The organism is Alkalihalobacterium elongatum, assembly GCF_019024285.1.
GTDB classification, from domain to species: Bacteria; Bacillota; Bacilli; order Bacillales; family Bacillaceae_F; genus Alkalihalobacterium; species Alkalihalobacterium elongatum.
Map to the genome: position 1 here is coordinate 454,172 of NZ_WMKZ01000001.1, position 19,985 is coordinate 474,156.

Annotated in this window: 21 protein-coding genes; 7 read left to right on the top strand and 14 right to left on the bottom strand. The window is 35.7% G+C overall.

Annotated elements, in window-relative coordinates:
- Positions 1–134: 134 nt before the first annotated feature.
- Entirely contained in the window at positions 135–1,736 is a 1,602-nt protein-coding gene (locus GKP30_RS02340) for an ABC-F family ATP-binding cassette domain-containing protein (protein WP_216827770.1), read from the top strand.
- 62 nt (positions 1,737–1,798) lie between these two features.
- Here GKP30_RS02340 and GKP30_RS02345 read toward each other — a convergent pair whose 3' ends face one another.
- The 6 genes from GKP30_RS02345 to GKP30_RS02370 all read right to left on the bottom strand — a co-directional run bounded on the left by GKP30_RS02345 (position 1,799) and on the right by GKP30_RS02370 (position 8,491).
- Entirely contained in the window at positions 1,799–2,692 is an 894-nt protein-coding gene (locus GKP30_RS02345) for a DUF6671 family protein (RefSeq protein ID WP_216827771.1), read from the bottom strand.
- 25 nt (positions 2,693–2,717) lie between these two features.
- Positions 2,718–3,578 (bottom strand): UV DNA damage repair endonuclease UvsE, encoded by an 861-nt coding sequence (uvsE, locus tag GKP30_RS02350; RefSeq protein WP_216827772.1) that lies wholly within the window; start codon positions 3,576–3,578, stop codon positions 2,718–2,720.
- Between the two features lie 19 nt (positions 3,579–3,597).
- Positions 3,598–4,338 carry a metallophosphoesterase family protein gene (locus tag GKP30_RS02355; protein WP_216828080.1) on the bottom strand — a complete coding sequence of 247 codons (741 nt, stop codon included), beginning with the start codon at positions 4,336–4,338 and terminating at the stop codon, positions 3,598–3,600.
- Positions 4,339–4,367: 29 nt separating this feature from the next.
- Complete coding sequence (locus tag GKP30_RS02360) at positions 4,368–5,165, bottom strand: S1C family serine protease (protein ID WP_216827773.1); 798 nt, start codon at positions 5,163–5,165, stop codon at positions 4,368–4,370.
- Between the two features lie 253 nt (positions 5,166–5,418).
- Positions 5,419–7,905: a U32 family peptidase gene (locus tag GKP30_RS02365; RefSeq protein WP_216827774.1), complete on the bottom strand. Its 2,487-nt coding sequence runs from the start codon at positions 7,903–7,905 to the stop codon at positions 5,419–5,421.
- Positions 7,906–7,990: 85 nt separating this feature from the next.
- A complete protein-coding gene (locus GKP30_RS02370) occupies positions 7,991–8,491 on the bottom strand; it encodes a GNAT family N-acetyltransferase (protein WP_216827775.1) in 501 nt (166 codons plus the stop codon).
- A 70-nt stretch (positions 8,492–8,561) separates the two neighbouring features.
- Here GKP30_RS02370 and GKP30_RS02375 point away from each other — a divergent pair, with 70 nt between their 5' ends.
- Together GKP30_RS02375 and GKP30_RS02380 are read left to right on the top strand one after the other, a co-directional pair.
- The gene (locus GKP30_RS02375) at positions 8,562–8,945 is read left to right on the top strand and encodes a DUF2512 family protein (protein WP_216827776.1); all 384 of its coding nucleotides are present in this window, start codon (positions 8,562–8,564) and stop codon (positions 8,943–8,945) included.
- Positions 8,946–9,891: 946 nt separating this feature from the next.
- A complete protein-coding gene (locus tag GKP30_RS02380; protein ID WP_216827777.1) occupies positions 9,892–10,749 on the top strand; it encodes a sulfite exporter TauE/SafE family protein in 858 nt (285 codons plus the stop codon).
- A gap of 4 nt (positions 10,750–10,753) precedes the next feature.
- Here the strand turns inward: GKP30_RS02380 and GKP30_RS02385 are convergent, their stop codons facing one another.
- Positions 10,754–11,125: a hypothetical protein gene (locus tag GKP30_RS02385; RefSeq protein ID WP_216827778.1), complete on the bottom strand. Its 372-nt coding sequence runs from the start codon at positions 11,123–11,125 to the stop codon at positions 10,754–10,756.
- A 57-nt stretch (positions 11,126–11,182) separates the two neighbouring features.
- The gene (locus GKP30_RS02390) at positions 11,183–12,103 is read right to left on the bottom strand and encodes an NAD-dependent epimerase/dehydratase family protein (RefSeq protein WP_216827779.1); all 921 of its coding nucleotides are present in this window, start codon (positions 12,101–12,103) and stop codon (positions 11,183–11,185) included.
- A 193-nt stretch (positions 12,104–12,296) separates the two neighbouring features.
- Here GKP30_RS02390 and GKP30_RS02395 point away from each other — a divergent pair, with 193 nt between their 5' ends.
- Positions 12,297–12,800, top strand: a complete 504-nt coding sequence (locus GKP30_RS02395; RefSeq protein ID WP_236034845.1) for an arsinothricin resistance N-acetyltransferase ArsN1 family A — start codon at positions 12,297–12,299, stop codon at positions 12,798–12,800.
- A 71-nt stretch (positions 12,801–12,871) separates the two neighbouring features.
- On the opposite strand, the gene GKP30_RS02400 is transcribed toward GKP30_RS02395, so the two are convergent.
- The 3 genes from GKP30_RS02400 to GKP30_RS02410 all read right to left on the bottom strand — a co-directional run bounded on the left by GKP30_RS02400 (position 12,872) and on the right by GKP30_RS02410 (position 15,740).
- Positions 12,872–13,270, bottom strand: a complete 399-nt coding sequence (locus tag GKP30_RS02400) for a (deoxy)nucleoside triphosphate pyrophosphohydrolase (protein ID WP_216827781.1) — start codon at positions 13,268–13,270, stop codon at positions 12,872–12,874.
- Between the two features lie 6 nt (positions 13,271–13,276).
- Positions 13,277–15,346 (bottom strand): AMP-binding protein, encoded by a 2,070-nt coding sequence (locus GKP30_RS02405; protein ID WP_216827782.1) that lies wholly within the window; start codon positions 15,344–15,346, stop codon positions 13,277–13,279.
- A gap of 154 nt (positions 15,347–15,500) precedes the next feature.
- Positions 15,501–15,740 carry a hypothetical protein gene (locus GKP30_RS02410; RefSeq protein WP_216827783.1) on the bottom strand — a complete coding sequence of 80 codons (240 nt, stop codon included), beginning with the start codon at positions 15,738–15,740 and terminating at the stop codon, positions 15,501–15,503.
- A 232-nt stretch (positions 15,741–15,972) separates the two neighbouring features.
- On the opposite strand from GKP30_RS02410, the gene GKP30_RS02415 reads away from it, so the two are divergent.
- Positions 15,973–16,515, top strand: coding sequence for a YpiB family protein (locus GKP30_RS02415; RefSeq protein WP_216827784.1), 543 nt, complete (start codon positions 15,973–15,975; stop codon positions 16,513–16,515).
- Positions 16,516–16,637: 122 nt separating this feature from the next.
- Positions 16,638–17,468 carry a site-2 protease family protein gene (locus tag GKP30_RS02420; protein WP_216827785.1) on the top strand — a complete coding sequence of 277 codons (831 nt, stop codon included), beginning with the start codon at positions 16,638–16,640 and terminating at the stop codon, positions 17,466–17,468.
- A 126-nt stretch (positions 17,469–17,594) separates the two neighbouring features.
- Here the strand turns inward: GKP30_RS02420 and GKP30_RS23695 are convergent, their stop codons facing one another.
- The gene (locus GKP30_RS23695) at positions 17,595–17,726 is read right to left on the bottom strand and encodes a hypothetical protein (RefSeq protein ID WP_268884649.1); all 132 of its coding nucleotides are present in this window, start codon (positions 17,724–17,726) and stop codon (positions 17,595–17,597) included.
- Positions 17,727–17,842: 116 nt separating this feature from the next.
- On the opposite strand from GKP30_RS23695, the gene GKP30_RS02425 reads away from it, so the two are divergent.
- Positions 17,843–18,748 carry a CobW family GTP-binding protein gene (locus GKP30_RS02425; RefSeq protein WP_216827786.1) on the top strand — a complete coding sequence of 302 codons (906 nt, stop codon included), beginning with the start codon at positions 17,843–17,845 and terminating at the stop codon, positions 18,746–18,748.
- Positions 18,749–18,839: 91 nt separating this feature from the next.
- Here GKP30_RS02425 and GKP30_RS02430 read toward each other — a convergent pair whose 3' ends face one another.
- Together GKP30_RS02430 and GKP30_RS02435 are read right to left on the bottom strand one after the other, a co-directional pair.
- Positions 18,840–19,043, bottom strand: coding sequence for a DUF6501 family protein (locus GKP30_RS02430; RefSeq protein ID WP_216827787.1), 204 nt, complete (start codon positions 19,041–19,043; stop codon positions 18,840–18,842).
- 93 nt (positions 19,044–19,136) lie between these two features.
- Positions 19,137–19,943, bottom strand: a complete 807-nt coding sequence (locus GKP30_RS02435; RefSeq protein WP_216827788.1) for a DUF169 domain-containing protein — start codon at positions 19,941–19,943, stop codon at positions 19,137–19,139.
- Positions 19,944–19,985 lie beyond the last annotated feature (42 nt).

Here is a 19,985-nt window from a genome sequence, read left to right on the forward strand (position 1 = left end):
TGAGAAAGAGCCTTTCTTAAAGTACTGAAACCAGCCTTTATTTTATAAAATTGTTTCGGGAATTAACTTTAGTTTTTTCTCAAATGAATTAATGGTATAATTTTAAAGATATTGTTTTTGGAGGGTTTTATTTAATGATTACAGTACAAAATGTAGGTTTACGTTATGGAGATAGAAAACTGTTTGAAGAAGTAAATATTAAATTCACACCTGGTAACTGTTATGGTCTTATCGGTGCCAACGGAGCTGGGAAATCAACGTTTATCAAAATTCTTTCCGGTGAAATTGAACCTCAACAAGGCGAAGTACATATGAATCCAGGTGAGCGTCTAGCTGTTCTAAAACAAAACCACTTTGAATACGAAGAACACGAAGTACTTAAAGTGGTTATTATGGGTCATGCTCGTCTTTATGAAGTCATGCAAGAAAAAGACGCTATCTATATGAAAGAGGATTTCAGTGATGAAGATGGAATTAAAGCTGCAGAGCTTGAAGGCGAATTCGCTGAAATGAACGGTTGGGAATCAGAGTCTGAAGCTGCAATCCTTTTAAAGGGTCTAGGTATTGGTGAAGACCTTCATTACAAGACAATGGCAGAACTAACAGGTGGAGAGAAAGTAAAAGTATTACTTGCTCAAACTTTATTTGGTAAGCCTGACGTTCTTTTACTAGATGAGCCGACCAACCACTTAGATATCCAAGCAATCCAATGGTTAGAAGAATTCCTTATTAATTTTGAAAACACAGTAATCGTCGTATCCCATGACCGACACTTTTTAAATAAAGTGTGTACGCATATTGCTGACTTAGACTTTGGTAAAATTCAAATATATGTGGGGAACTACGATTTCTGGTATGAGTCTAGTCAATTAGCATTAAAAATGGCTCAAGATCAAAATAAGAAAAAAGAAGAAAAGATTAAAGAACTACAAAACTTTATTGCTCGTTTCTCGGCAAACGCCTCAAAATCGAAACAAGCAACTTCTCGTAAAAAGTCGTTAGAAAAAATATCTTTAGATGATATTAAACCATCTTCTCGTCGTTATCCTTATGTTCACTTTACGCCAGACCGTGAAATTGGAAATGATCTGTTGCTTGTAGAAGGCCTTACAAAGACAATTGACGGTGTTAAAGTGTTAGATAACGTCAGTTTTACGATGAACAAAGATGACAAAGTTGCATTAGTAGGAACGAATGAAATTGCAAAGACAACTTTATTTAAAATCCTAATGGGTGAAATGGAAGCAGATAGTGGTACGTACAAGTGGGGATTAACAACTTCCCAAGCCTACTTCCCTAAAGATAACTCGAAGTTTTTTGAAGGCTGTGACCTTAACCTTGTCGATTGGCTACGCCAATTCTCCCCTAATGACCAAACTGAAAGCTTCTTACGAGGGTTCTTAGGTCGTATGCTTTTCTCTGGTGAAGAGGTTATGAAAAAAGCTAGTGTTTTATCAGGAGGAGAAAAGGTACGTTGTATGCTTTCGAAGATGATGTTAAGTGGAGCTAATGTTCTTTTGTTAGATGAACCGACTAACCATCTGGACTTAGAATCAATTACAGCTGTTAACAATGGCTTAATTAACTACAAAGGATCAATGATCTTTACTTCACATGACCACCAGTTTATTCAAACAATCGCAAACCGCATTATCGATATTACACCAGAAGGTAAAATCATCGATAAACTAATGACATATGATGAGTATTTAGAAGTAGCAAATGCTAGTGCTTAATAACAGAAACACCGCTCAAATTACTTGAGCGGTGTTATTTTTGCTTAACATCTAATATGGAATTATGGGTTACACCAGTTACAACGAGAAGGGTCTGCATACTCTTTACCATTCGGATACAGAACTTCATCTTTGTGGTGACATTTTTTACATTCAAGAACATGAGAGAGTATCAAATCAGTTGGATTACCACAGTATTGGCATGTTAAACCTTTCTTATATTCAACCACCTCATAGCCAGGTGTTGAACACTCTGGACATATTGACTGTATTTTCTTAACGAGGTCTAATGTTGCTAGTTCAATATTTTTCATTCGGGTTGGATTATACATCGCTCTCATATCCGTTTCAATACAGATTGCGCTTCGTGAGTCCAACAATTTAGTAACTGCATGGTTAAGGTGTTCTAAGCACGTTATCCCTTTTTCAATCTCCTCTCTTTGTATCGTATCTGTGGTTGCTTTGATGATAAAGCCGTGCTCTGGAAATCCGTGAGCTACCGCAAACTCGTAGGCTTCATCAAAGCTTCCAACCATTTTTTTTGCATAATTAGTATTGCTATTTGCTGCAAAGCCTGTAATTTCAAGGTCTTGCTCTTTATCAACAAATAAAATGAGCTCTCTGTTAAAAGGAATAAACGGAACCATGGGGTGTGAACCAAAGGAACCTTCACTCGCAATTCCGATTATCTGATCACTAATTAACATAGCGTTTTCTATTTTCTTTCTTGCTGCTTGAAGCTGATCTCCTGCCCTCTCGATTTCATTCGTAAAAGTTCCAAAAGCATCGGTATCAAATTGTTCTGGAACTACTAATCCCATTCCTAATTCTCGCTTTAATATTGGGGCAATGACTTGCTCTTTCTTATGCATTGTTGCCAATACTGCTATTCGATTTTTATATAAATTACCATTTCTACATTTGTCCATATACCTGTTATTCTTCGCTTTCATCATTTATTAAAACAATCTCACCAAAGCGCTACCGCAGCTGCAGTATTGCTTTCTCTTTCATTTTCGCTTCAATCATAATATCTACATCATAACCATTTAAAACAGATAAAAAATAATCCATATCGTGACTATGAATGAAATCATGATGTGCTGTATCTGTACTGCACGTCTTTCCAGAGCTTATGTGCATTTTCGGTTTACCTACCCCATCCCACGTTTTAACAACTGTTTCAATAATAGTATTAATATCAGTTTCGACGGGATTACAAAAGTGATGATGTATATCAAAACAAATCGGTACTCCCGTTTCTTTGTATATATGTAGCACATCATTAACGTTATAAACTTTATCATCATTTTCAAGACGGAGCTTTCCTTTAATACTAGGTGTTAATTCATTATAAACATTTATAAACCGCTGTTTACTATCCTCTTTGTTTCCATAAGCCCCGCCTGTATGAATAATGATATCTGTACCTTCTACGAGCTCCATTAGCTTATCATGATAAGCTAAGTCTCTTAAGGCGTTATCTACTACTTTTTTATTAGGTGAATTGATGACCGTATATTGACCTGGATGTATACTTAAACGCATTTTATACTTGTTCTTTACTTTTACAATTTGACTACTAAGGTCTAGAATGTCTTCATCTTCCCACCAATTCCAATCTAGGACTTCGTGACTGCCAAATGGAATAATATCGCTACTCAATCGAAAAAAAAGAATACCATTTTCTGCATTCCAATTTACGATTTTTAAAACTTCCTTGAAATTGAGTAATGCTAGCTCCTTTATCTTTGTCATTCCTTCTTTTTCCACAGTAGCTAACCGACATGTCCTCATCTTTGACTTCAAACTAATATTTTGGCAAGCATACCCTAGTCTCAAAACGGATCAACTCTTTTCTTTAATCTTTCAAACCTCGATACTTCGCAGTTTTTAATTCTTTAATATACTCTTCAAGTTCTGGCATCTTCGCTACTTTTGCTTGTTCAATAGCTAAGTCAATATCATATGGAACTCGTACAAATTGAATCGAGAAACTACTTATACGCTTGGACTGATAGTCACCTTCTAAAATTGCATATGAAGCTTGAGTAATTTCTAATGGATTTCCGACACTTCCACAATTAAATAAAGTTTTCCCTTGGAAGTTTTGTAAATATGCATTATGGACATCTCCATAACCGACTACATCTGGCTCTTTTGCTCCCACAAGGTTTTCTGTTTTGTCGGAATTATGAAACATTGTCATTCTTTTTTCAAGCGTGTCCCACGGCTGAATTCGCTCATGAACACTTCTAGGCGAAGCATGGAATAGTCTTATTAACCTGCCACTCATATAAAAGTCAAGTGAAAACGGAAGTTGTTCTAAGAACGTTACTTGGTCATCACGCAGTTGAGCTTGATGCCAGCGAAGTGTATCAAACTCTGGTTCTCTTGTAATAATTTCATCCCAGTTTCCCATAATCGTTAACTCACATTTTTCTTTAACTTTATCAATTACGAAACTTGAGTGCGGCCCTTTTCCGACAAGATCACCAAGACAAATGATGTGAGATATTTGTCGGTTTTCAATATCTGCTAATACAGCATCTAATGCGGGGGTATTACCATGGATATCTGAAATAACTGCGATTTTTTCCATCATGTCCCTCTCTCCCATTTGTAATAGCATTAATGATTAAGATTCTCCATTACATTATTAACATATTGTATTGGTATTGCTAAACCAACGGGCTCTTTTTCATCTATTAACCGTGGAATAGTTCGGGCATAAACAACGCCAATTACTTTACCCTCTTTATTAATTACGGGGCTACCGCTATTTCCGCTATAAATAGGTGCCGATATTTTTAACACTTGTAATCGATCTTCATTTTCCACAATTTCTCCATCTGTTACAATTTGTGAGTGCATCAATGGGTTACCAATTACATAAATTTCATCCCCTATTGAACCACTTTTGTCATTTAGCGATAGATAAGGAATATCTTTAGCAGGAACAGATACAAAAGCCAGATCTAAATCTTCATTTGAGTCAATGACTGTTCCCTCATACAAATCACCATTAGGAAAGCTAATTACAAGTTGTCCTTTTCCATCGACAACATGATGATTAGTGATAATTATCCCATCGGATGACACTGCAAACCCTGTTCCCCTTGAATGACTACTTTGAATTGTCACTACTGCCTCTTTATATAATTGAATATCTTCTTGTTTTGATAATTCATTTGAAGTTTTCAAAAATTGTAACGCATCTAAGTTAAACATATTTAACCAAACACCTAATACATTGAGTACCAGTAAAAAAGAAATCCCGATAGCAACTGATTTTATAATAACGGCTTTACGCCTTTTTTGTTTTTCGACAGCCTCTAGGTCCTCTACTGATTCTTCAAATAAAAAGTCTTCTGGAGATGGTTCTTCGTATTTATGTTCTTCTATATTGTCATTTTCTCTATCGCTCATACGATCCTCCACCCTCTTATAATCTTATTCTAATGATATCATTTTTATTAGAAAAACACGATTTAACGCTTCTAATGCTAACCTTGATTTGAACCCATAACTATTACCTACAAATTAGAATGTTGTTATAAAAAATTTAGTCTCAAGTCAGTACACACATCTGAAATCAAAACATAGCTACCTATTGCCCCATACCATAAAAAAGACAGGGGTGTATCCCCTGTCTACTGCTAGTTCAAATAACTATAATTACTTATTTTTTCACCAATTGCCCTCTAGTGACTCCAAGTTGGTTAGTCGCGCGCAATTCACGCCATACACTGCTTCCAGTACGTTTATCATCTAAGGCTTCGCGATATAACGAAAGGACTTCTTTTACCTTTTCACCTGTTTCCTCTAAGAACTCGACTCGATAATGCTGAATTCCTAACTGTAAAAACTGTGGTAAATATTCTGCACCAGATTGCTCAATTGCATTATAAACCGTATTTCGGCACCCGATATCAACACGAACTGGATGAGAGAAGCCAACGCGATCTTGTAATGAGATACGATGTTCTTCACAAGGACGTCCACAGTTCGTAAAATCTGTTCCTTCACTTAAGAAAGTACAATATACACAATGTTCAGTATGGAACATCGGTAAGTGCTGATGAATAACCAGCTCCATTTGGTCTGTTGGTGCTACTTCAAGCATATCGACCATCTGCTGAACATTCAAATCATAAGATGGTGTTACACGGTCTAAACCACGACTTAGAAACAATTCTGCAGCTTTATGGTTTGCAATATTTAAAGAGAAATCACCGAATAACGGTATACCTAGGTTAAGTAAAGTATAATATTGCACGGCACCTAGGCTACGAACAAGAATTGCATCTGGCTTTGCTTTTAGGATTCCGTTTAAAATACCATTTTCTCCAGGCATATGAATACGAGGCGTTGCTAGCGCAATTGGCTTATTATATTTCCTCGCTACTTCAACTGCAGCTGGATAATCCGTCGTAAACTCAAAGTCAGCATAAACAAAATGTACATCTGTATGACAGGCTGCTTCGACTTGTTCCATTGTACGACAAAGGGCAATTAACTCACTCTTCGCAGCTGCTTTGACAACTACGCTTTCTGTTGAGACGGATGTTGATGCATCATTTACTTTATATTGGCGCGGCCTTTTTCGAAGTTCCAGTAACTGTTCAGCTGCGACACGTCTCATGCGGTTAAGCTCTTTTACAGGAACAATTAAATCTCCTTCTAAGTGAAGATCTAGACGACTCAATTCAAACATTGTCCCGCCCAAACGCCCCCATTGGTCCACTAAATATTCTTTAGTTAACGGACGTTTCATCGCCCTTTCTAGTCCCATTTCAGAACGGACAATGACAGAGTTTCCAGTCGTTACATCCGTCCACTTGGTTACAAGAGTTTGTCCTATTTCACCGCTTGCTTCGATACTAACAGGAAATAGTTTATACGTAATTTCACCTTCAAACGTTTTGCGCAAGCGATTTTCTAGCTCTTGGTCACTCGTTTTCCAAATCTTGTCCCCGACTTTAACTTTAGTTAAGTTCACATCATGACGCCCTGGAACAATTTCGATTAAACCAGAAGGTATTTCACCTGGTACTTTTTCTCCACGTTTCCGAAGGTCATAAACACGGCCACCTTCTTCTTTTTCTTCTGGACGTCCTGCATCAAATACGATACCATCGCCCCGTTTTAACGGCGCTTCAATATCACAAAGAACAGCATCTTTTAATACTTTTTTAACTGTACCTAGATAAACACCACGTTTTTTCGGGAACGTACCATCGAGGAGTTTTTTATGATTTGTACCTTCTAAAAATCCGTGTGTAAACCCACGGCTAAAGCTTTGCTCTAATTCACGTATATCCTCAACCGAAGGACGGTAATATGCACCTGCCATATATTCATCAATCGCTTTACGATACTTACTAACAACGTTTGCTACATATTCAGGTGATTTAAGTCGCCCTTCAATCTTGAAAGAAGATACACCTGCCTCAATTAACTCTGGTACTAGGTCAATGGCTGCAAGGTCTTTAGGAGATAGCACATATGCAATGTTCCCCATTTCCTTTTTCTCTCCATCAACGATTAAATCATACGGCAGACGACAGGCTTGCGCACATTCACCTCGGTTTGCAGAACGGCCACCCCACATTTCAGAAGTTAAACATTGCCCTGAATAGGATACACAAAGTGCACCATGAACAAATACTTCTAATGGGGTTTCCGTTTTATTCGAGATCGATTTAATCTGCTTTAGGTTGTTTTCACGTCCTAGTACAACAACTTCAATATCGTAAGGGGCTAAAAACTCGACAGCTTCAGCTGATGTAACAGTCATTTGTGTTGAACCGTGAATCGGAAAATCTGGAGACATTTCACGAATTATATGCATAAGTCCCATATCTTGAACAATTAATGCATCAACTCCAGCTTCCATACAGGCAGTTACTAACTGTCTTGCATCTTCTAATTCATTTTCAAATACTAAAATGTTAAAAGTTACATACCCACGTACATTATATTTGTGTAAGTACGCCATAATATGAGGGAGTTCTTCCATTTGAAAATTATCTGCTCGAACTCTGGCGTTATATTTACCAATACCAAAAAAAACTGCATCTGCCCCATTAGCAACAGCTGCACGTAAACAATCCCAATTTCCAACAGGTGCTAATAGTTCTACGCTCTTATTTAAAAAAGGATTCAAGAGTGAATCATCCTTTCATTTTCAGAAAAATTTTTTAACAAGCCTTTTCTATTTTAAACGATAATTCACGTCTCTGTAAGCTTTTTTATTTATCTAATAATTTTGACATGTAATACTCATCTACATACTCACCATTTACCTTGAGAGAATTTCGTTTTGTTCCTTCCAATTCAAAACCGACGCTTTTATATAATTTAAGGGCATTTTCGTTATGAGTCATCACTGTTAATTCAAAACGAGTAATTTCGTTATGTATTGCCCAGTTTTCAAGTTCATGAAATAGTTTCTTTCCTACCCCTTTACCAGCTTCTTCTTGAAGAATACCTATAACAATCATAACGCAGTGTTGGTTACGGTTAGCATCTCCACCTTTTGCTAAAATGTGTCCAATAAGCTTGCCGTTTTTTTCTGCTACTAGTATAGTCGAGTTTTTCACCTTTAAAAACATATCAATCATTTTTTCCATATGTTCTTTGGTTGTTTTTCTTTCGTTAACTTCCAATAATAAAAAATTTGTTTCTTCTTCTAATTTCTTCAAAAATAGACCGTAACGAACAGCATCATAAATTGAAATTGACCTTATCATTGCTTTCTCCTCACCTATAGTTATTTCGTTAACATTTGTACATACTAACGATAATGAAAAGTTTTAAGGAGTGGTTATCATTTTTAAACATTTAAATCCAATCCTCATCAAAATGGCTATGACCATTATTGTACTACTAATTGTTATGTCGGTTGCCTATAATTATCCAGTTTGGACACCAATTGGGATCGGTATATTAGTTGCTGCTGTTAGTTATTCTGTAGGTGATCTGTATATTTTAAAAATATCAAATAATGTCGTTGCCTCCTTAGCTGACCTATTCATGGCTACTTGGCTAATATGGATTATTGGTCCATTATTTCAAGGTCTAAGAATTCCATTTATCGTAGCCTTTATTTCTGCCTTACTTATTACTGGAGGAGAATGGTTTTTCCATAAGTACATGGTTAACTACAGAAAAAATATTCACCACAATCCAAAATATCCAAATTAAAAAGCTTTTGACCTACCAAAACACTCCAAATTGTAATAATTTGGAGTGTTTTTTTGTTTTACTGGGGCACCTTTTATTTAGTCAAATATTGTATTTTGGAATCATAATCTCGCTAGATTCTTTTACCACACAATCTAGTAAAAAAATTTTTAAAAGATTGTTATAAAATACTAGATTTGCTCATAGTCTAGAACAAACCATTTTAGGAGGAATTCATATGATTACAAAATGGAAAGGTCTAGATCTTCAAGAGAAAAGCTTAGTTATTGGTATGTCTTTATCTGTAGCATTTTTTCTGTTCATGAGCGCAGCTAAGTATATTTGATTTTTCCTGAAATTTAAAGGAATTGCTTACAAAGCCACCACCCAAATTACCCACCTAGAAACAATTAGTTGTTATTGAGTATTGCTACAACAAGGGTAAGAGTACATAAACATCAAAATAATTATTAATTAGAGCACTAAATGAAAGACTTTAATTTCGATGAACGGTATCTCTTTTCTATTAATATTGAGACTCATGTTATGATCGCATTTATTAACAATCGTCTAACCGACCTTTTCATCGTGTATTCTTATTTACACTTTCCCCTTAAAACTCTATTGCTTAATTATGTTCTAGCTGTTGCTAACCACTAAGCAACTTTTTTTGAGTGAAAACTTCTATCATTTTTCCTCCTAGCCATCTAAGTAGAAATGTGTTCTTTTTGGCTTTTTTCCTTCCTTCTTTTCAAGTTACTCCCATTTTTTAACTAGACAAGAGATTGTTACATAGAAAAAATAATTGCATTTTCCGAGGTTACTTCTTTAGCTTGAAAATTATTTTTGACAAAATATAATGATAGCTTAAAATTAAACTCATATGTTTAAGTTATTTATAAATTACCGCTATATCAACAATATCCTTTAACATAACTTATAAATTAATAGCAGAAGGGAGAGGTGTATGGAATATATTATTTTTGCAATCATCGGAGTTATCATCGGTACTTTTTCTGGATTGTTCGGAATTGGTGGAGGTGTGATTTTAGCGCCTTTGCTACTTATTATAGGGACTCCGCCGACGGTTGCGATTGGAACAAGTTTAATGCTCTCACTTTCAACGTCATTGTTTGGAACAATTGCCCATTTACGTTTGAAAAATATTCGTTGGAAAGTAGCTGGTATCATTGCGGTAGCTGGAATTCTTTCCGTTCAAATTACTCAGCCTTTCGTCCTATACTTAGAAAGACAAGGGCTAGATGAGATTGTTATTCCAATCGTTTTTATTATTCTTTTACTATCATTTGCTTCGATGTTATGGAGAGAACGGCCCAATGAAGACACTGAAATAGTAAAAAAACCAAAGTTCCCTCAATATATTTACTTCATTTTAATTGGGCTAATAGCTGGGATGTTTTCTGTAATGTTAGGTGTTAGTGGGGGTTTTATCATCGTTCCCCTGTTAATTGGGTTACTCCGTTTTCCAGTGAGGACTGCAGTAGGAACTAGTCTCGCTTCTGTTGTTCTAATCGTGCTTGTTGGCTTTGTTAAATATACTCTGACGACGCCGATCGAATATATTATTGGTCTTGTTTTAATTGCAGGTACGTTTTTTGGGAGTCCATTAGGGGCTAAACTAACTAACTTCTTTAAAAATGATGAAATGAAAAAATTACTTAGCTTTCTTTACATATCTTTAGCGCTAAGTATAGCATTCCGAATGTTCTTATCCCCAACCCTAGGAATTATCACATTAATCATATACTTCCTAGGCTTCCTAACTTACCTCATCTTTAAGCAAAAGGCACCTTTAACACAATAAAGTATTAAAGGTGCCTGTCACCTAAGGTGTTGAAAAAATGCTGGATGTATTGATAACTTTTTCCAAAGTCTCCTAGTGCGCCTTGTTTTGAACAGTGAATATCTATTGCGCTATTGATTGGGTCAATTTTAAAAACTGTAATAATCATCAAATAAGGTGTACCTTTTATTTTTTCGACGATCATTTCTCCACGTTCTTTATCCACTTTTTTAAGCTGCCATTCTGGAAACTTTTGATTGATGGTTTCTGACACTTGTTCAATCATCGCTTCACGACTCTTTCGATAATAGCGTGTTTTTAATTCAGGGACCTTTGGTTGTTCACTCGTTTCCTCTGAACTTTTCCAAATCCCAGTAATCGTTCGCATTAAACTCAATGTATGTCCCTCCACTTGCTAGTTCTTTATTCGAGTTTCATAAGCTTTTATAGCATATCATTTTTTTGCTCGAGTTTCATCTATGCTTCCATTAATTATTTGAAAATAGTATTGAACAAGCTGTGGCAAATACTCATTTACCCTTTTAAAGGTAAACCCTATCTGTTCAGCTTTCTTTGAACAAAGTGAGTAAGAATCAGGCAAGGCATAAGGTGACATCGTTTGTTGGTTCTTTCCATCCGTGTAGACAGCCCTTTTACCTACAATCTCTTCAATTCGTTGCATTAGCTCACGAAATGATAGATCATCAGGAGCAGCGCCGTTAATAGGACCTTCAAACGAATTTTGTCCTAGTTCATACAAAAAAGCAGCTGCTTCATCTGACGTAATGAAACCAAGGATATTATTAATGTTTGGAATATGTAGTGGCTCTCCTTTCGCTACTTTATCAACGTGATACTTTAACCGCTCTGTATAATCGTCTTCACCAACTACAATCGGCAACCTAACTGCTACAACGGGAAAACTTGCTTTTTGAAAATAGACGGCTTCAGCCATACGTTTCGCTTCCTGATATCCAAAAATCCCTTTATACTCTCGTCTTCCTTTTAGCTTAGAGATCGGAAACTTATATGGATTGAAATCACCTTCCACTTTATTTACACCAAAATCATATACAGCTCCACTCGATGTAAACACTAATTTTGAAATCTTACCTTCTAAAACCTCACATACATCCATTGCTTCTTGTGGAGAAAAGCAACTTTGATCAAACACAATATCGAAGTGCTGTGAAAAAGCTGTTTCTAGCGTTGATCGATTTTCTCGATCAATGATTAATCGCTCTACACGATCACCAAATTGATCCTTCACTTGTCCTCTCGTAGCAATTGTTACGTCTACTCCTTCATCTAGTAGTCGTTCAACTAATTTCTTTCCAAAAAACATAGTTCCACCTAATACTAGTGCCGTTTTCATAATGAACCTTCTTTCAATCATTAATTTTTGTCACTTAATTTGTATCGTATAATTTATAAAAGTTGTCTATTTTTATTCACCAGAATCGCTTAAAATATGATATCGTAAAATAAATAGATTATTTGTAAGCTCTTGTTTAAATAACAACAATCTTCTAGAAAAAGCCAACTATAATAGGGAAGGGTGCATGGTTATGCTTAAACTAGTAACAACTCGGTTAGCCACTCATACAGACTTAGAAGCCATAAGAGATATTTACAATCAAGGTATTCAGGACCGGATTGCTACATTAGAATCAGATATAAAAGACCATGCATTTATGCAAGAATGGTATAGTAAACACCAAGGTCGCTACGGTGTTATTGTCGCAGAAATTGAAGGAATAGTTGCTGGTTGGGCTTCCCTAAACCAATACAATTCACGATCTGCATATGATGGAGTCGCTAGCTTATCCATCTATATCGATCGAGATTTTCGTGGACGAGGAGTCGGAAGTCACCTTTTAAAAGCAATTGAACAATTAGCGATACAAAATGATTTCTATAAAATTGTACTTTATACCTTCCCTCAAAACGAGATGGCACAATCTCTATATCGAAAAAACGGCTACCGCGAAGTCGGTATATTTCATAACCAAGGTAGGTTAGACGGTAAATTTATTGATATAATGGCAATGGAAAAGTGCTTCATTTATTAAGGATAAAAACGGCATCTCTCTAGGAGTTGCCGTTTTTTATCTAATTCCCTATACATGTTCCAAAATCTACATTACCGATCTAATTCTTGTTGTAGCCAGTCAACAGTTGGAATGTCTGCAGGTGCCCAGTTTAATTGACGAAGCTCATCGATTGGCACCCAACGTAATTCCTCATGTTCTATTGGCTCTGGTGTACCTTCGATAATTTCAGTTAAAAACGTATGCAAATGGACGATGATTGCTTCCGTTCTGTGATAAGTATCGGTAATCTTTTCTTTAACTCGGATATGGCAGCCAAGTTCTTCTCTAATTTCTCGAACTAACGCTTCTTTCATGTCTTCACCATTTTCAATTTTCCCACCAGGAAACTCCCAATGATTTGACATCGACATCTTCTCTGAACGTAATGCACAAAGAATGCTCTTCTGTTCACTAATTATTACGGCTCCAACTACTTCAATCGTTCTCAATTTCCATTACTCACTTTTAGCAAGCTGTTCTAGTTTGACGTAGTCCGTTTTGCCACTGCCTAATAGTGGAATTTCCTCAATTTGTTTTACTTCAGCAGGAATTAGTAATGCGGAGTGTTTATTTGCTTTAACGTAACGCTTCAATTCACGCATATTAAATTCCTCTTGATTTGTAAATAAAACGATCTTTTCACCTTTTCGTTTATCAGGGATACTTACAGCTGCAAAACCAATATCATCAAAACATTGAGCAACAATATCCTCTACAAGATTTAATGAAACCATTTCTCCACCGATTTTTGCAAAACGCTTTAGTCGAGACTTAATTGTAATGTATCCATAATCATCAATCTCAACCACGTCTCCCGTATCGTACCAATCATTGAGTGGGACAAAGCCTTTTTCGTGAATTAAATATCCCTTCATTAAGTTAGGACCTTTGACTAAAAGACTTCCACCCTTTTCGATTCCCTCGACCTTTTTAAGCTTGTATTGGACACCTGGAATCATTTTACCTACCGATTGCTCTTTAGTATGCATTGGGGTATTAACCGACAATAAAGGCGATGCTTCTGTTGCACCGTACCCTTCTAAAATACGGATCCCAAATTTTTGTTGAAAAAGTTCTTTAATTTCCTCTTTTACACTTTCTGCACCAGCAATTACATAACGAACGGTATGGAAATCAAATGGATGAGCATTTTTTCCATATCCATTTAAGAACGTTGGCGTGCTTAAAGTGATTGTAATATCCTCATTATAAATTAATTCAGGGATGACCTTGTATTGAATTGGAGATGGGTGAATAACAACAGGAATGCCCGACAGCAGCGGTAAAAATGTTCCAATCGTCAAGCCGAAGCTATGAAACATCGGTAACGGGTTTAGCATGCGATCCCCAGTATGTAAATCGATCACTGATAGCGCCTGATGAATATTAGCATAGATATTATCATGTGTTAAGATAACACCTTTTGGTTTATTCTCACTTCCTGATGTAAATAAAATGACCTCATTTTTAGCATAAACCGACTTTTGTGAACTCGCATGATTTTTTAAACCAACAATTTTATCTTTAGAGTTCAAACTTTCTTTTACATCTTCAAGAAAAATGACCTTAAGTTTATACTTATTAAATACTTCAATTAACTCTCCTAATTCGGCTTTTTCAATAAACACTTTGGATGTTAAGATCGTTTTTACATTTGCGGTTTCACAACAATCAATTAATGTAGAGTGACCCATTGTAAAGTTTAAAACCGCTGGCGTGATTCCGATTTTAAATAACGAAAACAAACAAACGGCTTGTCCTATTGAGGAAGGTAAAAATACCCCCACCCTTTCTTCATCAAGAATCGTTTCCAATTTTGAACTTAATACTTGCACACCTAGTAAAAACTTTTTATAAGTAAGCGCATTTGTTGGGTCTTTGATCATAATCTTGTTTGGATCATGAGTTTTTGACGCTTCAAGAAGTTCATTGAATAAATTCACATTATATTTGAACATCGACTTTGCATAAAGGTCAGTCATTTTTTGATAAATAAATGACGCGGCAAGCTGTTTTTCGTTCACTCCAGCTGTTTTTTGAATAGAAAGTTGAAATGGTTCTCCTATATGTATCGATGCATCTTTATCTGAAAATGGATTTAAGGAAGTAAAATTTATCAGTGCATTTTTTACTTCATTCGTTTGAATAATAACAGGATAAATCGTCGCTTCTGTTCGATTTGCAATGAATGCGATCTCCTCATAAATTTTCATAATATTACCTGTCCGTGAAATTCTAATCTCTGGGAACACGAGAACGGGTTCTTCAGACTCGATAATTGAAATTGCTTTTTTCAATACTTCAGGAGTAATCTCTTCGAAGTAGGTAATTTTCCGTCCAACTATGTTCTTTTCATTAAGTTCATACTCCTCCTTATCAAAAATGAAAAAATGCACATGTAACGGAAGTTCACGATGCAAATAAACTAAATCATTTTTGGACACATGGTTTGACATGTAAATTACCCGATTCGTTTTCGGTTTCTCTATCTTTTTTACAACTTTCTTTTTAAATAATCCAAACAATGGAAATCCTCCAGTCTTGTCCACCCTTTTGATGAAATAATAATTATATCCATTATAGTATTTTACAGGTAAATTGAAAAATGTCATACTGTTATAACAATTAAAATGAATGGTGCCTGGCACCTTTAGTTCACTAAAGGTGCCAGGCACCATTCTACATAAATGCATTATTATTATGTTGGTTGATATACAAAAAGAGTGTGAAATATGTTTTTAGTTCTTTTATGGATAGATAGTCATAATCTTCGAATGTAAAATGGTCAAAGAACGATTCTAAAGTTTCTTCGTCTACACCTTCAAAGATACACTCTTGCTTAACCAAACTACGTATTTGCTCAAATAAATGTCCATAACCATAAAGTTGAAATACATCAGCAGCTTGCTCTTCAATCATCTTCCATCCCTCCACCACCAGTATGGGATGAAGTAAATCACAATAAACATTATAGTTCTGACGCAACGCCTCAAGTATGTTAATATTCGTAGCTTTAACTACTGGTCTTAACCTATAATGCCAATCATTTCTTCAAATTTTTCTTGTAACATAATCTAACAATCAAGTAGTCTTAAAACTCTGTTCCAGAGTAAAATTAAATGATCAAAGTTTTTTTCAAGGGGTTTTTCCAATGAGTAAATGGGTTTCTGTACATGAGAAAAAAGCTTTCTTACTTTGGTTTCTTGAAAATCACCGATTAAAGAAAGCGGATGCAAGACGATTATTAGAAGTCCTTATCAAACACTTTCATATATTAGAAAATGTACATTTTACAGATGAGTTAAAACCGAATCGAAAAACTGTTGTCATTTCAAGTATAAATTCAGATGAAATTGGGTTTAAATACTACCAATCAGGAAGAGTCTATGAAGAAGTAGCGATGGCTTATAATGAAATAACAAATAATCCAACTGAGCCTGTCTACCTCTTACTACATTTTTATGGAAAGCTAAATAATCAACGCTACTTACACCTTATTGAAAACAAAATAATTGATAATATAAGGCGCTATGAGTACTATGAAAAGGTTGCTAAACAAGCTGAAGAAATATTAGAGGGGTCTCTATCCGCAAACAAAAAAGAAATTCTGTTACATCAAATTGATAAAGCTTTGGATGAAAAAAATGAAGAACTCTTTCAACAACTCGTAAAGCAATTACAAAACTATATATGATCACGTTCTAGTTCTCTCTTACCGTCATATGATGAATTATAATTATGTCAATCAAAAGGGAACTTTACCTTTCTCATTCGAAAGTTTATTAGACAGCCGAGATGATAAGGGGGTATAAGAATGTGACCTGGTATGAAATGTTCCTATTACTTAAATTTGTTTTTGCTGTTTATTTGATCCTTTTCATTCACAAATGGGGACATTATTGTTTTGCCCGTTTTACTGGAATAAAGGTTACCAGCTTCAATGTCGGCCGTGGACCAATCTTATATCATACAGTTAAGAGCGATTGCCTTTGGACTTTTCAGTTGTTCCCAATTAGTGGAAGAGTAAAGGCACATTCTACACAACTCCAACACGCCCCTTTGAGTATCAAATTGGGGTATTATCTGGCTGGAGCCATTAATAACCTTTTATTTTACTTACTTTGTTACGGATATTTTAGTTTTCAGCAAACAGGTGCTTTTTGGGGAGGAATCGTTCAAGCTTTAAAAGGAATTTATCACCTTTTATTACTCATACCTACTATTAAACTTTCAACAATTTATTCCCCAGACCGAGATTTAGTCGGTCAACTTGAACTGTATAACTCTCTTGCACAACTAATGCATAGCACTGTCCTAGGATTAGCACTACTAAGTTTGCTTTATGCGATGGTTAACCTCCTACCGATACCAGGTTTAGATGGTGGAAGAATAATTTTACTTCTTATTGAAGAGATTGGTAGTTTTCTACGTGTTAAAGAAAGTTTATTACAAAAATGGATAAAAACTTGTCTCGTCATAGGAACTCTTATCCTTTTTTCTCCATTTATTGTTAATAATATTTGGTCCATTAGTCTTGAACTAGGACTAACTTTGATAGAAATCATATTATGGGTTAGTTTAACGATAAGCATCATCATGAATATCCACATTTTCCTAGAGAAGCAAACAGTACTTAAAAGACGATAAATAGAAGGAGTTGACTCGTTAATCACCCTCCTTCTATTTTTCTGTTATTTTCTTGCTTACCTCTGTAATTAAATTCGATAATCACCTAACCTCAACTTTAGTAGTCACTACAACTCCCCCGATTATTTAGGTCCTACTATTCTTCAGTCGCTCCACTTTCCAGTAATAAATTTTCGGAAAATGAAAGAACGTAACATAATCTTGTATTAAAGAAAGTCCAACAAACGAAAACATTTGTAAATCCAAGCCTTTTATCATCTTCATCTCCCCCTTAAAATAAGTCTATGGGGATAGGAGTTTGTCTAAATACATCAACTAACAGCTGTTGTATAATAAAATAAAGCTCAACTTTAAAAGAGATGAAGGAGTCATAAATGAAAAAAACGGAAATTTACATACTCTCAGGTTTTTTAGGTAGTGGGAAAACAACGTTACTAAAAAGATTATTACAATATGAAAAAGACACAGGAAGAAAAGTCGGAGTAGTTATGAATGAAATCGGCAAAGTTTCCATTGATACTACTGCTGTTTCTAACGATTTACCCTTGAAAGAATTACTCGATGGCTGTGTTTGCTGTACGATTATTGATCAATTCGAAGATCAACTCACTCAACTGCTTGAGGATAATGAACTAGATGCCATTTACATTGAAACAACTGGTGCAGCCCATCCTTTAGAAGTTTTTGATGCGTGCATGGCTCCTCCAATTGCTGCAAAAATTAAAATGAAAGGGATCATTACCATCATCGACCTCCCACTTTGGATGAAACGTCATACACTCGATTCAGCTGTCGAAGAGCTCATCCTTGAACAGGTCAAGCATGCAGATCTTTTACTTTTAAATAAAAGCGACCTTGTTGGAGAAGGTGATCAAGCATCTACCCTATTCTCAATCCAAAGCTTAAATTCCAGGGCCTTATCCATCCTTACTTCAAATGCCGATATCAGCCCAGAAATGATAACAGGAATTTCTTTAAGCGAAAAAGAAGAGAGATCAACAGTAACGATCGAGAAGTTGGCATTGCAAACATATGTGCATACGTTTAAAGAGCCAATAAGCCACGAAAAGTTCGAACAGTTTATTTCTACTTTACCAACATCCATATATCGAATTAAAGGATTCATTCGCTTCAAAGAATCAAACTTACTTTATTCGTTTCAATATACGAACGGTCAACCGATTCTGTTGCCTGATATGATGGATTACCCAACAACACTCGTTTTTATTGGTACAAAAATTGACCAGAAGCAGCTTCAGCAAACATTAATGGAATTATAAAAAAGAAAATGACTCCGTATAAATGGAGTCATTTCCTTTTCATTATGCATGCTTACCTATAAATAAAGCTAAAGCTTCAAGATTTTTTTGATTAAACTTCTTGAAAATAATCCTTGTAATATCCGCCTACTTTTCCAGTGTTATCAATAACAAAATAAAACTCTTCTGTTTCATTTTTTACATCGTACACCTTTTCTGCAGTCAACGCTCGGTCAACCATATATTTTTTGGCATTTGTATGTACGCATTTCACTTTTTTAATCGTTTCATTATTACTCCAAGTTTGATGGATCATCACTTTTACCTCCTTTAGTATGTATAACCCTTATCATACCAAAAAAAGTATAAATATAGAATAAGCGCATTTAAACAGTTAATTTATTACTTTTTACTTCCCATCTTGATCATCAAACATATCATTTAAACGTTCGTAAGTTGCTGGATATTGATTTTCATACCGCAAGAATGTTGGAACTGGATAACGAACACCGCCTCTGTGGGTCCCTTCTAACCCTTCCATGAAAGACGATACACTAGCATACGGAAAAGAAAAAGCCATTTCATGATCATGCGTTTGACCAAACACTCGATCACCGTAACACGGTAAAATTACTTGTGGCTTATCGGATTGCATCGTCCGGATAATAATATCTGCACAATCAGCGCGTGCCGAAAAATGCGAAGTAATCTCCCCACCTGTTGTATATAGAGATGCCGCAACCATACGCATGACTTGAGCAGAATTACCGTAAGTAACTACAATTTGCGGTTCAAACGTTGCGCGGTTTAATGGTGCAATCACTATTGTACCTGCTTCAGCTTTTGAAAACTTCGGTACTGCTTTTTCAGTTTCTGCTCCTATTTCACAGGTCTTCGCATACATTCCATGAGCAAGATTTCCATCAGAATAAAAATCTACTTCATCCTCATAAGCGAAAGCTACTTTTGCGATAGGACAGGACTGGTCCTCACTCCCCATCGCCAATGACCAGCCGTACCTTCTTGACATTGTAATGGCTTGGCAAATACTAAACCTCGACCCTAAATCCCTTAATGGACGCTTTACTTTCTCGGGTAGTACTTCGCCTTCCTTCATAACCCTTATCCCTAAAGGAAACGTATCAGGACGAACATATTTCTCAATCGCTTTCCCTAATAAACCTACCGTTTCACTGTGATTTACCGTATTTTCCATTGAGTTCTCCCCCTAACATATAATAGTTAGACTATTCTGCAA